We start from the raw sequence: 14,072 nt of genomic DNA on the forward strand, positions 1-14,072 counted from the left end.
AACTAGTAATTTCGATTGTTTCTAAACTTATTCCTTCAAACCAAATATTAATAAAAACCCTTAAGTTCCAACTAACACCCTGTTTTTCAACAAGTTTTAATCTGCATCACCGCCGATGGATGTGCATTCTACAGCATTCCAGAACGGTTGCAAGTGCTTTTTATCAGAGATTAATTCGATTGATTATTTTGTGTTCGAAATTATAGTTTTATTGGTGGCTTTCTTGTTTCTTTAATCTTTTATATTTGTACTATTTATAAAGCTTGATATTATCAATCCATTGATTTCATCAAATCTCAGAGAATTTTATAATGATCTATCCATCTATAAAGCTATTATTGATTGCTTCGATCAGCAGTATTTCTTATCTGGCTTACGCAGAAGATACCGTTTCCACCGTAAATGAAGATAATAGTAGTGTGTTGAATGAACAAGATGACATTTATAGTTTGGCAGCTTTAAAAAAAATCCAGCTTAACCAATTAAAAATTAATGCATTGGCGAGTCAACCTGCATCGATCAAGGATCCATTACAACCGCTTAATCGCAAAATTTTTACGTTTAATGATACGCTTGATCAGTATGTGTTAAGACCTGTTGCTGTTCAATATCAAGCAAAAGTGCCTGAAGATGCTCGTGGTGGGTACACCAATTTTCGCAATAATCTTCGTGAACCATGGAATGCTATCAATCAGATTTTACAAGGCAAACCAAAGACAGCTGCAAAATCTCTTGGTCGTTTTACCATTAATACATTAACTAGTCTGGGTATCGCTGATACTGCAAAACGATTAAAGTTGGATAATGAGAAAGATGACTTGGGGATTACACTCGGGGTTTGGGGGGTTTCGTCCGGTCCTTATATTATGTTACCTTTTCTTGGACCTAGTACATTTCGGGATGGAGCAGCGACGATTGCAGATCGATATGCCAATGTACAACAATATATTTTTGAAGATGACCGGTCTTACTGGACCAATAATGCCATAGATGCAGTCAATACCAGAGCACAACTTTTATCCGTTGAAAGTATGCTTCATGGTGATAAATATTCTGCTATTCGCGATGCGTATTTACAACAGCGTGCTTATGTTATTGCAACTAAACGTGGGGAAGATCTTGAGACCACAATGTTTTCGGATGATCCTTTTGAATCTACCGATGAAGAACTAGATGATCTTCCAGATGATACTCAACCAACAGGAGAGTAATCTAAGTCTTTTTGATTTAGATTAACTTTGAATTTATGTATTTTGTTTATCCATCCAGAGTTTTGCGACAATTAGATCGTGCATTGGCATTATTTGCAGAATTAGAGTGGATTAAATTATCTCAAGTTCAGCAATGTGATCCAAACCGTATCTATATTGCTGATGTTAATGATTTTTTAAATCAGGACTGGAATTGTCCAACAGTGGTCATTGCACGCGCAGAAGAAGGACTAGAGTTAAGTCAGGCTTGGCAAAAAGGTGCGCTTGCGGGCTGGATCTGGGAGGATTTACCTGCACAACCTTTTGATGCTTTACAATTAATTGAAGCACAATACAAACGCAATCAGGATAGCCGAGATTTACCCACGGCAGCAGATTTACAAAGACGTTTATTACCGAATCCTATTCAAGTCAATCATTATTCTTTTGATACTTTATTTCAGCCTTCTGCCTATTTATCAGGTGACTGGTATGATTATTGGCGTGTAGATAATGAGCATATTTTATTTTATCTTGCCGATGTTTCTGGTCATGGTGTAACCAGCAGTTTATTAACTTCCTGGATGGCGGCTTTTCATAAACGTGCAAATTCACCACAGCAGTTAATTCAAAAACTCAATGATATGCTACTGAAGGAAAATATTGAAAAGCATATCACCATGGTTGCAGGCTTGCTAAATCTAACCACTGATACCATTACCTGTTGTAATGCTGGACATTTTCCACCTGCAATCCATTTAATCCCTGGTTCAGAACCAAGGATTTTAAATGCAAGTAGTTTTCCACTTGGTTTAACTGATGAGTTAACGATTGATGAGGTCACCTTATATATGCCACCTCAAAGTCGTTTGATTCTATGTTCTGATGGTGCGCTGGAACCATTTAAGGGTGGCCTAAATGATCAATTTCAACAACTGATTGATCAGTTAGCACAATACCAGTTTACCCCACCTGAACAGGTCAATGATGATATTGCAATATTAAGTTTAACACGCGTTCAGAATTGATTTTTTAGAAACTCTTAACTACTTTATTACACTGATCTTTATCAAATTTAAAGCTAAAGATTGTAATAAAAATTCGATAACATCGGACTTTAGTTTAATAATTTTGTTACTTTGTCCGCCTTGCGGACGCCCGAGAGCTATGTGATAATGACCAAATGTATTCTAAAAATGGCATTTCCATGTCAATAGGTCGTATCGAATATGCTAGCTTAAATGGCACGCACATCTTCAAGATTATTGGTGAAGTACGGGCACAAGCTTGCATTAGTTTAGATAATTTACTTAACAAAATAGATCAAAATTCCCAGATTGTTGGCGCAATTGTTGATCTTACCGAAACTACGTTTATCGACAGTACCGTTTTGGGTATTTTGGCAAAGTTAGGTATCAAACTTAAGCAGAATCATGGCATACAGGCTGTGATGTTGTCGACAAACCCTGATATTACTACACTTGCTAATAGTATGGGCCTGAATCAGGTATTTGTAATTCTCAACTATTGTGGCAATCCAAATGTGTGTACAAAAGCACTGGTTGAAGACAATATATCTCATGCCGCTATGTTAAAAACTGTACTAGAAGCCCATCGTACCCTTATGCAATTGAATGAAAATAATCAAAATATGTTTGAGCCTTTGGTCAAACAGTTGCAAAAAGAGCAAGCAAACATTCATTCTAATGATGAACAAAGCCAAAAAGTATAATGTCTTTTAATATTCATAGAGGATCGCCGTATGACCAAACTTGCTGTCACTCAGCTTAATTCTCAAAATGATATTGATCAGAATTTTATTGAGGTTGAACAACTACTTAAACAAGCAAAGATACAACAGGCAGAACTTTTTGTGCTGCCTGAGAATTTTGCCTGTTTTGCTGCGGGTAAACAGGCAATTACAGCGCAGCGCTTTGATGAATTAAAACAACGCATAGAACAACTAACATTTCAGTATCAAATCTGGATTGTTGCAGGGACATTACCCTGCCCTTATCGCCCAAATGGTGAGATTGTACCTGATGGTCGGGTACGTACCGTCAGTCTGTGTGTCAGCCCCGAAGGTAAAACTGTTGCGCGTTACGACAAAATCCATTTATTCGATGTTCAGGTAGCCGATGGTATCGGAGGTTATCAGGAATCTGCTGTGTTCGAACCGGGTGATGCACTCGTGATTGCCAAAACCCCTTTTGGCAATATCGGTCTAATGATCTGTTATGACCTACGCTTTCCAGAGTTATCATTAATGTTGCGAGCTAAAGGTGCCAATATTCTCACGGCACCTGCGGCATTTACGTATACAACCGGACAAATGCACTGGAAATTACTTTTACAGGCTAGGGCAATGGATAGTCAATGTCAGGTTCTGGGTTCAGCTCAACAAGGTTGGCATAGCAATGGTAAACGTCAGACTTGGGGACATACACTTGCTACTCAATCTCAAGGGAAAGTTCTGGCTGAAGTCAGTGAAGAAGGTAGTCAATTAATTGTGGTCCCTTTTGATCTTGAAGAGCAAAATAAAATCCGGGAAGCTATGCCATTGATACAGCATCGCAGACTAATTAATTTATAAATGTAGACGGTGAATTGAGATTAACCAGCCATCAGGTTTTCATGAAATTATCGAACAGGCAATGAAGAAACAAGTCCTTACTACATGTATATCCCACCTTGTGTATCTACTTTTCGCCTGAACTCCCTGCTCTTACTTTATTCAATCAGGCAGTGTGTCTTTTATTATCATCTGCCGATGTATTAAGCAATCTATTTTAAACCTTCACAGATCAATTCAATTATTTGCTATTCTTTCAGCCTGTTTGTTTTTGATTCTTGATCAAGAAACACATCATCATTTAAACTCAAAACTTTATGTTTTTTAGTGTGATAGAAAAACATAAAGTTTAAATTTCATTCCACTTTAATGGATAGTCTATCTATGAATAAATGCTTAAATATGCTTAAAACAAAGGATTTAAATAGAATGAGTACGAATAATAACAAGCCAGACTTATCCTCCCACCCCTATGATGCGAAAGTATTTTTATATTGATTTTTAAACATTTTTCCAAGCTTTTTATAAAAACCTATACTATAACCTACACTTTTTCATCTATTAGAAATTTTTGCTAATTCATTATTACTCACCTGCCCCCTCTATTTCAGAAACAATCACATGAAACAAAGTTCTATATCTCTAAAACTTCATCTCTAAATTTTTAAAAGTAGATACGAATTAAATATATATTTGACTCATTAAATGAGCCGAATATATACTCTAAACAGCTCATGATTTTTCATTGAGGGAAAACATTATGTACAACTGGATATGGCAACAACCTGACTGGACAGCTTTTACATGGCAGGATGAAATCATCTTACCATTAACCCGTCATATCCATCAAAAGATCGGGATACTGCTCGGTCAAAGCCAACATGATCCGGAAAAAGATCATTTGACTTTAGATAATCTCATTGCCAATTTGGTTTCATCTTCTGCGATTGAAAACGAATCATTAAATGTTTATTCGCTACGTTCATCTTTGGCAAAGCGATTAGGCGTGTCGTTGGATCAACCTTATCCGAGCTCTGATCGCTCAGAGGGGCTAGCCAATATCATGCTGGATGCCTTAAACAACTTTGAGCAGGATTTATCCATAGAACGTTTATTGCAATGGCATCAATGGCTATTCAATGAACCTGACTGGACGATGCAACGTATTCGTATTGGGCAATTACGTGGTCATGAGCCAATGCAGGTTGTATCTGGACGGATTGATCGACCAACTGTGCATTTTGAAGCACCACCACGGGAAGGGCTAGACCAGAAATTAAATGAATTTATTCAGTGGTTTAATATCAGTAGAACCAATGCCCTGCTTGATCCTTTGATTCGAGCCGGTATTGTGCATCTATGGTTTGTCACGTTACATCCTTTTGATGATGGTAATGGGCGTATTACTCGGACTTTAACCGACTTGGCATTGGCACAAATGGATCAACAAAGTATCCGACTATATGCCATGTCACCTGTCATTTTAAATAAGCGTAAAAGTTACTACGATATATTGGAACATAGCCAAAAAGGTGATGCTGATATTACTGCATGGTTAAGCTGGTTTTTACAGGCATTAGATGAAAGCCTTGAACAGACTTTGAATCGTATAGAAAGGACACTGGTCAAAAGTGCATTTTGGCAGAAGTTTTCTGAAGTGGATTTACATGAAGGACAGCGCAAAGTCTTAAATCGGCTGCTAGATGGCGGGGAAAATGGTTTTGAACATGGTATCAGTGCATCACAATACCAAAAAGTGGCAAAAGTCAGTAAAGCGACTGCAACTCGTCATTTGACTGATTTACTGGAAAAAGGCTGTATTGTGAAGATGGAAGGTGGCGGAAGAAATACGCGGTATCAGATTGGATTTCATTAATAATATCATCAATCAAAATAGTGATTGTTTTAAGTTTGAGTTATGATAAATACTTGTTTTTTCAATCTGAGTATGAACATGTTTGAAGATATTGATCAGTTAAAACAGCAGTTGGATCAACATCGTCCACTTGCTCCGAATATTGTTAAAAACTTACAAGAAGACCTGATTTTACGCTGGACATATCATTCTAATGCCATTGAAGGCAATACGCTCACTTTGATGGAAACCAAGGTTGTACTTGAAGGCATTACAGTTGGTGGTAAATCACTTAGGGAACATTTTGAAGCGATTAACCACCGCAATGCAATTTATTACGTTGAAGACATTATTAAAAAACAAGAGCCTTTCTCTGAATGGCAAATTCGTAATATCCATCAATTGATTTTAAAAAACATCGATGATGATCATGCTGGCCGTTATAGGCAACAAAATGTCATTATTTCTGGAGCATCTGCAAATCCACCTGACCATACACTTATAACCGATAAAATAGCTCAGTTTATCGATTGGTACAATAACGAAGCCGCCAGAGTACACCCAATAGAACGAGCTGCAAAAGTTCATGCAGATTTTGTAGGAATCCATCCGTTTATCGATGGAAATGGACGTACATCGAGATTACTGATGAATCTGGAGTTAATGAAAGCTGGCTATCCACCTTGTGTCATCACAGTAGAAAATCGTCTTGCCTATTATGAGGTTCTGGATCAATGGATGGCTCAAGGTATTACTGAGCCATTTATCCATTTTGTTCATGATGCAGTTTTTGAGGGATTTCAACCTTATCGAGTAGTTTTGGGTATTTGATGAAATGATCCAGCGTGATACTACCATCTAGCATCCCTGTGGTTTGATCTCGGGTGATTTCCTGTATATCGTTAATATCCCAATTAATCAAATACCAAATTTAAACTCAATGATCCATTAAAAACCCTAAAAATTAGGGTCAAAAATAATCAACAACGACTTGCGGACACATAGTTGAGACAATGTTCAGGTGAAAAAGATCACAAATCATACTTCTTAAAAATACGATTTATTTCATCTTTACGATGAGGCTGTTCTTTTAGCACATTTTCCAAGCCTTTTCGAATATGATACTTGACAGTTATCTCATCATAACATCCTTCATTAGGTTCTAGTCCCATCATTTCATCCACCCATGCATAATAAATAGTTTCTCCATTCTGTTCTTCTGGAATGAGATTCCAACCTGGATCCCCCCCTACAGGCTCCATTGGATTCTTACCTATAATACCTCGTAAATAATATTCTAAATCCTGTCCACCTAATACTCCAAACCCTAAACACCAAAGTAGAGGCATTAACTTTATAGAACATCCTTCCTCATTAATATATCCTATCATTACTTGCCTCCTGTAGAAGCAGGATTTACAGGAAATGCTGATGGAACATATCGATCCCTTTTATAATTTGCGATAATGGTGAAATCAAATAAAAATACATGCACCATTAATTCTTGTCTAACCATTTTTTAAATAAATTAGCAACAAAATCATAAGCAATTTCTTCACTGAAAGAACTAAACAGAAGATCAGGTTTATCTCTTTCAGTGTAATAAACTCTCCATTCACTATTATCTTCTAACACACTAACACACTCAGAGTTTTTAATAATATCAAATGAATATGAACTTTCATGAACTCCTAACAACTTTAAAAAGTTAATTAACTCGTTTCTACTCATTAAGGCTTCTCCTTTAAATATGGATTTTTAGAATCCAATAATTCTGACACACTTTTTGGTAGTTTATATTGAGTTCCCTGACCTGGTTGTCCAAACCATGGAAGTATTTTGGATTCAGAAACAGGGTTTATTGGTTGAATTACTTCATATTGAGAATAGGGTTTATTCAAACTACTAGAAGGCAACGCTCTCTGCTCAAAAGGGGTGCCTACTGGTGAAACATAGCTCCCTCCTGGATACCCATAACGATCAACAATTGTACCTGGTTGCAAAGTTTCTGCTGGTTTAGTTGCATATCCTCCGCTATTTGGCGGCCAAATCCCTAATTCTTCTTGTAACTTACCTTCTTTGGTACTAAATTTCTGAAAGTTTGATGCTTCCCTAACAGCTTGACTAACTTCTATATTATTTTTAATTGTTTCCGCTAGTTTATCATCTCCCCTCCCAAACCACCCCTTAACAGTATCTGTAACTTTATTCCAAATACCAGATTCTTTTGCAATAACAGCTATAGGTTCCAACTTTTTAATAGCTATTTCTGGAACAATGGCACTAGCGGCCATCTCTATTGATCCAAATGCTAATCCTTGAACATACTCATTACCTTGATCTGATAATCCTGAACGACGATTGAAGTCCTCAATTAACTTTTGCGTATCTTCATCACTTAAACCATTTTCTTGAGCATATCTAGCTATACTCTCATAGCCTTGTCCTAACTTTGGATCTAATGGAAATGGCAAGCTCATTTCATTATTCTCCACCGCATTCTGCGCAACTTGCCCTGCCTGTACCGTACTGGCTACATCTCCTGTACTGGCACCAACTGCACTTCCTGCCAAACCTACAATGGCACTAATCGTACTTTTCTCATCTGCCGTCAGGTCTTGTGCATCTTTTCCATACAGATACTGTGCAAGTTTTGGTGCTGCTGCTTCACTTCCACCTGCAACCAATCCTGCCGTCAAGGCATCATTGCCGCCTGCTGCTGCGACTGCTGCACCCAATACCGTATGTGCCAATATATGCGCTGCACTACCTTCGGCATCATTGCCTTTAAAGTATTGTCCGATTTCATAGCTCACCGATGGGCTTAATGTCGCTGCTGCAATACCCAAGCCACTTGCTGTTGGGGCGGATAAGCCTACCGATACAGTAAAATCCCTAAAAATCCCCATCATCAAATACCAATGTCAAATTTAAAAAACCATTTTCAACCCTAAAAATTAGGGTTAAAAATGATCGGGCATGGCTTGCAGACACGTGGATGGGACAACATTGCAGACAATATTATTCTAAATTATAAATAGTTTTTAATTCTTTCACTGTATCAACTATATATTCCTCTGAATTAGTATTTAAAATTCGGGTAAATAAATTTAATCTAGTCTCCAATTCTTTTGGTCTCTGTGTAGTATCAGAATGTCGTTGTAGTGCTAGTAAAATTTGTAATAGTTCATATAACTCATTAGATTTTAAATCATGGTCTATAATCTGTATTATATGAGAGGTCTCATCAAAAGCATCCTCTTTTGATAATACATTTATATTTTTATCAATAAAATCTGATAAATACCATTCATCGAAATCTACTCCTGATTTTAGATATTGCATAAAATCAGATAATGCATTAATAAACATATATTAATCCTTAAATTTAAAATCTATTGTTTGACCAGTTTTAGTATTTTCAACATAGTGAATTTCAACACCATTAACATTCTGAGCTCTTTTAACCCATCCATCTTCTGCATATAAGTTATTCTTTGAATCACTCATCTTTGGCATCCTTGGTGGAGTTTTTCCTTGCGGATTATTTTTGACTTGCTCCATTGCTAACTTCTCATTCAAATTTCTAGGTTCTGTTCGTCCAGTACTAATTTTTGAAGAATCAATAGAATGATTTAATTCCAGTTTTGAACTTGATTCTTTTCCCCCTACACCAATTTTTACAGCAACAGCAGCCCCTGCAACATTTAATCCTGCATTAGCTGCATAAAGCGTACGCTCCGTTGTAGTCAGTTGCCTTTTCGTAATCGGATCAACACCATAATACTCCATCGCCGCCGAACAAATTGTAGAGCTTATTCCAACTGATGAACATCCATTATTAAATGCACTACTTGCTAATTCTATTAACTTCTTGTCATTGGCTATACTTTTTTGAATATATTCCATTTGTTGAGTTGAAGTTGCTGCGACTAAAACATATTCACCATTAACTACTTTATTGGTAATTTGACAGATACTTGGTCCGCTTGCTGTAAGACAACCAACAACATCTCCAGGCTTATGTTCTATTGTACGATCCTCACCCCAAAATCCATCACCACCATCAATAACTTCTTCTTTCTCAATAGTTTTCCCTCTATTTATAATAGCTTGAATCTCATTATTTGTTTGTGCACAATGCTTAGCAGTTTTTCCTCCTTCACAATCCCGCTTATATTTTGCCACTAATATTGCATAATTAGCTGCATCATTGGGTTGTAAACGATTATTCTCCACCGCATTCTGACTGACTTGCCCTGCTTGTACCGTACTGGCTACATCTCCTGTACTGGCACCAACTGCACTTCCTGCCAAACCTACAATTGCACTAATCGTACTCTTCTCATCTGCCGTCAAGTCTTGTGCATCTTTTCCATACAGATACTGTGCAAGTTTTGGTGCTGCTGCTTCACTTCCACCTGCAACCAATCCTGCCGTTAAGGCATCATTGCCACCTGCTGCTGCGACTGCTGCACCCAATACCGTATGTGCCAATATATGCGCTGCACTGCCTTCGGCATCATTCCCTTTAAAGTATTGTCCGATTTCATAGCTCACCGATGGGCTTAATGTCGCTGCTGCAATACCCAAGCCACTTGCTGTTGGGGCGGATAAGCCTGCCGATACAGCAAAATCCCTGAAAATTCCCATAGCTTAATACCAAATTTCAAATGATCATCCAAGGCTTGTGGGCACGTGGACGAAATAGCATTACATATTTTCATTTTCACCAACTGGCGGTGCTAACTTTTCTACAGGATAATTCTTTAATCCTTCTATTACCAAAGGTAAATCATGCTTGATAGCTTCATATTCTTCCTGCGGTAAATGGTAGGCTTGGTGATATCTTTCTAAATCAAACCATTCTAAAACAGCTAATGCCCATGGCTGAAAATCTGATGGAAGATAATCCCACTTCAACATTGATTTTGACCATACTAACCAAGATATTGGCATCGTACATGTAGAGGAGGTTAACCAATCATGGACATGATGAGCTGGATTATAAAACCAAAATCGACTTAGATATTGATGAGTATTTTCAGAATACCTTTGTTTGAATAAATTACTATTAACATACATTTCGATGCTTTCTAAATATCCTGTATATATACCACCTGATTCTTCATCTATCACACTAATATCTATAGTACAATCTGAATAAACAGTATTAGAAAGTAAATCCTCTAATTTGATAGGATTAAACATTATTTATCTCCAGAATTAAAAGTAGGAGCTGTTGGGAAACCACCTGGATTACGTGGAGTTCCCATCGGAGTAGAAATTATTTTACCACCCTGATAAATCGAATAACTTCCATTATCATGATAAACGCGTACCTGTACATTTGGATACTTAATACTAAATTGTTGCTCAATTACATTAGTACAACTTTTACAAGGTGCTCTTTCTGTAAATAAATCAATCGAACCCTGAATGTTAGGTGTATCTTTATATGTTTGAGCAAAATTCTCTAAAATTTTATACTCTGTATCAGTCATACGATTGACTGGACTATTAGGATTATCTAAGGCTTTAAGAATAGGTTCATTATTACTAGATAAACTTACAAAGTTATCTACCTGATTTGCTTCATTATCTCCATAGCGAGAAAATGATTTTACTTCTTGTACATTTTGTCCTTCCACCCGAATTGTTGCTGTAGCTATATTACCTACAGGTTTACCGTCTTCAAACATATCAGTATTTGTACTGCGTACTTCAGCAGCTTTATTTTTTAGATCAATCTGGGTTTGAGCAAAATAGCTGTCTCCTTCACTATAGAAATTATTCTCAACAATCCTCTCCTGTTTTGCAACTTCTGCTATTTTTGCAGCATTACTTGCTTGTACCGCATCAATCGTAGCATCTACACCTTTTTTAATCGCTATACCTGCTGCTCCACCACCAAGTAGTTGACCAGCTATACTAGCTTTGTATTCTTCTGCTGCGCCTTCGTCTTGCTGCATTCGATACAAATCTAGTGTCGTTTCATAACTCTCTGCACTTGCATTTACTGCATTAATTGCTTTTTCTGCCGTTACTACAGGATGAGATACCACATCTACCGCAGATTTTACTGCCTCTACTGTGTTATCTATCGGGTCTTTTAAAAATTCTACTGTACCCGTGACTGCTCCGGCTACATTACTTGCTACCCCTTTAGCCAAGCCTGTTGCTGTTCCCACATTTGCATCTAGTTTCGAACCTATAATCTGTTATAGCTATTTCAGGTAAATGCGTTGCTAGTTAATTACAATTTCAATATCAAATGGTAATTTAAGATCTTTATGTTTTCCATTAATACACTCCTGAACAAAATTAGAGACTTCATTTTCATTTAAAATATTTGAGGTATAAATAGCTAAATCATTTGGCACTTTAAAATAAACCCAATATTCCGACATTCTATTAAAAGTTGGTTCTAAAAAACCAACATAATATTTTTTTTCCTCATCAACTAAAACTAAATATTGATTGATTTTTGAAGAAAATATTTCATTTAATATAAATTTCATAATTTTACCTTATTGGGTTCACGATTATTTGACTCGGTTTAATTTTATTTGCATCAATAATGGCTTCATAATTACCATTAGGTAATTTACCTCCAGGTATCCATTGAGAATTTGCCCCAGCTTCATTTCCAGATGGTAATCGCAAACCACTATTTTTCGGATTTAAGATGTCAATCTTTACTAAAGAGTCATTATTAAGTTGATTCCTTGGAATACCTAAGGCATCAGCCAATTTAACTGGGTCACCTCCCGTTTGTTTCATTAAAATATCAGCTTGGTCTTTTGGTAAAATAAAAGAGGTTCCATCTGTTTGACCAATCCCAAATCTATTGTAGTTACTGCTTAACATGAACTTCGTTGCTCCATCATCAAATTTAGACAAATGATTATCTATATAGCTTTGAGATAAATAAGTTGATGGATCAGGTCTTTCACCTATTGGTTTTTGAATCACATCTCTGAATACTTGATCAACGGAAATACCTTGCTTAAGCTCAACATCACCTCTTCTCATAATGGACTCTAAAACTTGAGCATTACCAATCTGAGAGGGTTGCCATCTAAAATCGGCACGATTCAAATCAGGGGAAAGTAGATCATTATCTGCATTAACATTATTCTCAACAATCCTCTCCTGTTTTGCAACTTCTGCTATCTTTGCAGCATTACTTGCTTGTACCGCATCAATCGTAGCATCTACACCTTTCTTAATCGCTACACCTGCTGCTCCACCACCAAGTAGTTGACCAGCTATACTGGCTTTGTATTCTTCTGCTGCGCCTTCATCTTGCTGCATTCGATACAAATCTAGTGTCGTTTCATAACTCTCTGCACTTGCATTTACCGCATTAATTGCTTTTTCCGCCGTTACTACAGGATGAGATACCGCATCTACCGCAGATTTTACCGCATCTACTGTGTTATCTATCGGGTCTTTTAAAAATTCTACTGTACCCGTGACTGTATTCAATCTAGTAAAATCGTTGAAAATCCCCATAACTTAATACCAATTTAAAAAACCGTTTTAAACATTAAAACAAGGTAAAAACGGTTAGAGGAAATAATAACTTAGTCATCTTTAAACTCGTCCATACAAGACTGAATATCATAAATAAACTGGGTCTTTGCTTCGCCTTTTTCATTGAGCGTTAAAACAAATTTACGCCAATCTCCACCCGTATGGGCTTGCATTTCATTATGCAGTTCTTTACACAGCTCTTGGGCTTCATTGCTAATCTTGTCAAAATTATTAGGACTATAATTTTGATGATTCTTTTCATACCAAGCTGAAAATGAATACCACTGCTCATCCGGATTAAACTTATAAACCAAATGTGCTGAATTATAAGCAATTTCTGTAGAAAAATGTAAAATACGACTTAACTCATTTAATATCCGTAACTGCTCTTCCATTCTATTTCCCTCCACCTTTAGTATTTACAAATGTTTCTTTAGTTGGTTTTCCATCAATAATAAACGTAACCTCCAATCTATCAGGTCTAACAGAACTTGGATCATTACGTGTAAATTTAACCGTAACATTATCTATTGTTTTACATTTGTCTGATTACGCTTTATAGATGTATAACCTCTAATTCTTACTCATAAATAAACTTTGTATGAGCTTTACCATTTTCATCTAAAGTCAAAGTAAACTCTTTCCAATTTCCACCTGTATGATTTTCCATTACTGTATGTAATTCTTTTACTAATTCAGGAACTGCTTTATTTTTGTATATAAGAAATTCTGATTTTAATTCATCATCTTTTTTATAAAAAAATTTTTCTCCAATCGAGACAGAATTGTCATCCTCTGCTCTATAATAATCAAATGTACATTGTAAAGACTGATATTCACCATTTACACTACTATCCATTATTTGTAACAAGCTGTTCAAAATTTCTGTTTGCTTTTCAACTAAATTATTCATATG

At 36.5% G+C, this 14,072-nt stretch carries 16 protein-coding genes and 2 pseudogenes; 6 read left to right on the plus strand and 12 right to left on the minus strand.

Annotated elements, in window-relative coordinates:
- Window positions 1-311: 311 nt before the first annotated feature.
- The 6 genes from CAP51_RS14165 (at window position 312) to CAP51_RS14190 (ending at window position 6,448) form a co-directional block, all read left to right on the plus strand.
- The gene (locus CAP51_RS14165) at window positions 312-1,211 is read left to right on the plus strand and encodes an MlaA family lipoprotein (protein WP_087621418.1); all 900 of its coding nucleotides are present in this window, start codon (window positions 312-314) and stop codon (window positions 1,209-1,211) included.
- A 35-nt stretch (window positions 1,212-1,246) separates the two neighbouring features.
- Window positions 1,247-2,218 (plus strand): PP2C family protein-serine/threonine phosphatase, encoded by a 972-nt coding sequence (locus CAP51_RS14170; RefSeq protein ID WP_087621419.1) that lies wholly within the window; start codon window positions 1,247-1,249, stop codon window positions 2,216-2,218.
- A 179-nt stretch (window positions 2,219-2,397) separates the two neighbouring features.
- Entirely contained in the window at window positions 2,398-2,922 is a 525-nt protein-coding gene (gigB, locus tag CAP51_RS14175) for an anti-anti-sigma factor GigB (protein WP_087621420.1), read from the plus strand.
- A 30-nt stretch (window positions 2,923-2,952) separates the two neighbouring features.
- Window positions 2,953-3,783 carry a carbon-nitrogen hydrolase family protein gene (locus CAP51_RS14180; RefSeq protein ID WP_087621421.1) on the plus strand — a complete coding sequence of 277 codons (831 nt, stop codon included), beginning with the start codon at window positions 2,953-2,955 and terminating at the stop codon, window positions 3,781-3,783.
- 739 nt (window positions 3,784-4,522) lie between these two features.
- On the plus strand, window positions 4,523-5,638 hold the full coding sequence (locus tag CAP51_RS14185; protein ID WP_087621422.1) for a Fic family protein: 1,116 nt from the start codon (window positions 4,523-4,525) through the stop codon (window positions 5,636-5,638).
- 78 nt (window positions 5,639-5,716) lie between these two features.
- Entirely contained in the window at window positions 5,717-6,448 is a 732-nt protein-coding gene (locus CAP51_RS14190; RefSeq protein WP_087621423.1) for a Fic family protein, read from the plus strand.
- Window positions 6,449-6,648: 200 nt separating this feature from the next.
- Here the strand turns inward: CAP51_RS14190 and CAP51_RS14195 are convergent, their stop codons facing one another.
- The 12 genes and pseudogenes from CAP51_RS14195 to CAP51_RS14250 all read right to left on the minus strand — a co-directional run bounded on the left by CAP51_RS14195 (window position 6,649) and on the right by CAP51_RS14250 (window position 14,069).
- Entirely contained in the window at window positions 6,649-7,008 is a 360-nt protein-coding gene (locus CAP51_RS14195) for a hypothetical protein (RefSeq protein ID WP_087621424.1), read from the minus strand.
- Between the two features lie 106 nt (window positions 7,009-7,114).
- A complete protein-coding gene (locus CAP51_RS14200; protein WP_087621425.1) occupies window positions 7,115-7,348 on the minus strand; it encodes a hypothetical protein in 234 nt (77 codons plus the stop codon).
- Window positions 7,348-8,097 carry a TNT domain-containing protein gene (locus tag CAP51_RS17740; RefSeq protein ID WP_425426824.1) on the minus strand — a complete coding sequence of 250 codons (750 nt, stop codon included), beginning with the start codon at window positions 8,095-8,097 and terminating at the stop codon, window positions 7,348-7,350. The genes CAP51_RS14200 and CAP51_RS17740 overlap by 1 nt, the downstream gene beginning before the upstream one ends.
- Window positions 8,091-8,502 (minus strand): annotated as a pseudogene (locus CAP51_RS17745) (VENN motif pre-toxin domain-containing protein); the annotation flags it as partial. The gene CAP51_RS17740 and the pseudogene CAP51_RS17745, both read right to left, overlap by 7 nt.
- 136 nt (window positions 8,503-8,638) lie before the next feature.
- Window positions 8,639-8,989, minus strand: a complete 351-nt coding sequence (locus CAP51_RS14210; protein WP_087621427.1) for a hypothetical protein — start codon at window positions 8,987-8,989, stop codon at window positions 8,639-8,641.
- Between the two features lie 834 nt (window positions 8,990-9,823).
- Window positions 9,824-10,246: pseudogene (locus CAP51_RS17750) on the minus strand (VENN motif pre-toxin domain-containing protein); the annotation flags it as partial.
- Window positions 10,247-10,330: 84 nt separating this feature from the next.
- Window positions 10,331-10,828 carry a hypothetical protein gene (locus CAP51_RS14225; protein ID WP_087621428.1) on the minus strand — a complete coding sequence of 166 codons (498 nt, stop codon included), beginning with the start codon at window positions 10,826-10,828 and terminating at the stop codon, window positions 10,331-10,333.
- Window positions 10,828-11,808 carry a deaminase domain-containing protein gene (locus tag CAP51_RS14230; protein ID WP_087621429.1) on the minus strand — a complete coding sequence of 327 codons (981 nt, stop codon included), beginning with the start codon at window positions 11,806-11,808 and terminating at the stop codon, window positions 10,828-10,830. The genes CAP51_RS14225 and CAP51_RS14230 overlap by 1 nt, the downstream gene beginning before the upstream one ends.
- A gap of 57 nt (window positions 11,809-11,865) precedes the next feature.
- Window positions 11,866-12,138 (minus strand): hypothetical protein, encoded by a 273-nt coding sequence (locus tag CAP51_RS14235; protein WP_087621430.1) that lies wholly within the window; start codon window positions 12,136-12,138, stop codon window positions 11,866-11,868.
- 4 nt (window positions 12,139-12,142) lie between these two features.
- The gene (locus CAP51_RS14240; protein WP_087621431.1) at window positions 12,143-13,135 is read right to left on the minus strand and encodes a hypothetical protein; all 993 of its coding nucleotides are present in this window, start codon (window positions 13,133-13,135) and stop codon (window positions 12,143-12,145) included.
- Window positions 13,136-13,206: 71 nt separating this feature from the next.
- Window positions 13,207-13,551: an immunity protein YezG family protein gene (locus CAP51_RS14245; RefSeq protein ID WP_087621432.1), complete on the minus strand. Its 345-nt coding sequence runs from the start codon at window positions 13,549-13,551 to the stop codon at window positions 13,207-13,209.
- A 185-nt stretch (window positions 13,552-13,736) separates the two neighbouring features.
- Window positions 13,737-14,069 carry an immunity protein YezG family protein gene (locus tag CAP51_RS14250; RefSeq protein ID WP_087621433.1) on the minus strand — a complete coding sequence of 111 codons (333 nt, stop codon included), beginning with the start codon at window positions 14,067-14,069 and terminating at the stop codon, window positions 13,737-13,739.
- Window positions 14,070-14,072 lie beyond the last annotated feature (3 nt).

The organism is Acinetobacter populi (assembly GCF_002174125.1).
GTDB classification, from domain to species: domain Bacteria; phylum Pseudomonadota; class Gammaproteobacteria; order Pseudomonadales; family Moraxellaceae; genus Acinetobacter; species Acinetobacter populi.

What these genes read in the sequence shown, in the direction of transcription:
- CAP51_RS14165 (WP_087621418.1), top strand. Translation starts at nt 312, where the DNA reads ATGATCTATCCATCTATAAAGCTATTATTGATTGCTTCGATCAGCAGT.
- CAP51_RS14170 (WP_087621419.1), top strand. Translation starts at nt 1,247, where the DNA reads ATGTATTTTGTTTATCCATCCAGAGTTTTGCGACAATTAGATCGTGCA.
- gigB (WP_087621420.1), top strand. Translation starts at nt 2,398, where the DNA reads ATGTCAATAGGTCGTATCGAATATGCTAGCTTAAATGGCACGCACATC.
- CAP51_RS14180 (WP_087621421.1), top strand. Translation starts at nt 2,953, where the DNA reads ATGACCAAACTTGCTGTCACTCAGCTTAATTCTCAAAATGATATTGAT.
- CAP51_RS14185 (WP_087621422.1), top strand. Translation starts at nt 4,523, where the DNA reads ATGTACAACTGGATATGGCAACAACCTGACTGGACAGCTTTTACATGG.
- CAP51_RS14190 (WP_087621423.1), top strand. Translation starts at nt 5,717, where the DNA reads ATGTTTGAAGATATTGATCAGTTAAAACAGCAGTTGGATCAACATCGT.
- CAP51_RS14195 (WP_087621424.1), bottom strand. Translation starts at nt 7,008, where the DNA reads ATGATAGGATATATTAATGAGGAAGGATGTTCTATAAAGTTAATGCCT.
- CAP51_RS14200 (WP_087621425.1), bottom strand. Translation starts at nt 7,348, where the DNA reads ATGAGTAGAAACGAGTTAATTAACTTTTTAAAGTTGTTAGGAGTTCAT.
- CAP51_RS17740 (WP_425426824.1), bottom strand. Translation starts at nt 8,097, where the DNA reads ATGAGCTTGCCATTTCCATTAGATCCAAAGTTAGGACAAGGCTATGAG.
- CAP51_RS14210 (WP_087621427.1), bottom strand. Translation starts at nt 8,989, where the DNA reads ATGTTTATTAATGCATTATCTGATTTTATGCAATATCTAAAATCAGGA.
- CAP51_RS14225 (WP_087621428.1), bottom strand. Translation starts at nt 10,828, where the DNA reads ATGTTTAATCCTATCAAATTAGAGGATTTACTTTCTAATACTGTTTAT.
- CAP51_RS14235 (WP_087621430.1), bottom strand. Translation starts at nt 12,138, where the DNA reads ATGAAATTTATATTAAATGAAATATTTTCTTCAAAAATCAATCAATAT.
- CAP51_RS14240 (WP_087621431.1), bottom strand. Translation starts at nt 13,135, where the DNA reads ATGGGGATTTTCAACGATTTTACTAGATTGAATACAGTCACGGGTACA.
- CAP51_RS14245 (WP_087621432.1), bottom strand. Translation starts at nt 13,551, where the DNA reads ATGGAAGAGCAGTTACGGATATTAAATGAGTTAAGTCGTATTTTACAT.
- CAP51_RS14250 (WP_087621433.1), bottom strand. Translation starts at nt 14,069, where the DNA reads ATGAATAATTTAGTTGAAAAGCAAACAGAAATTTTGAACAGCTTGTTA.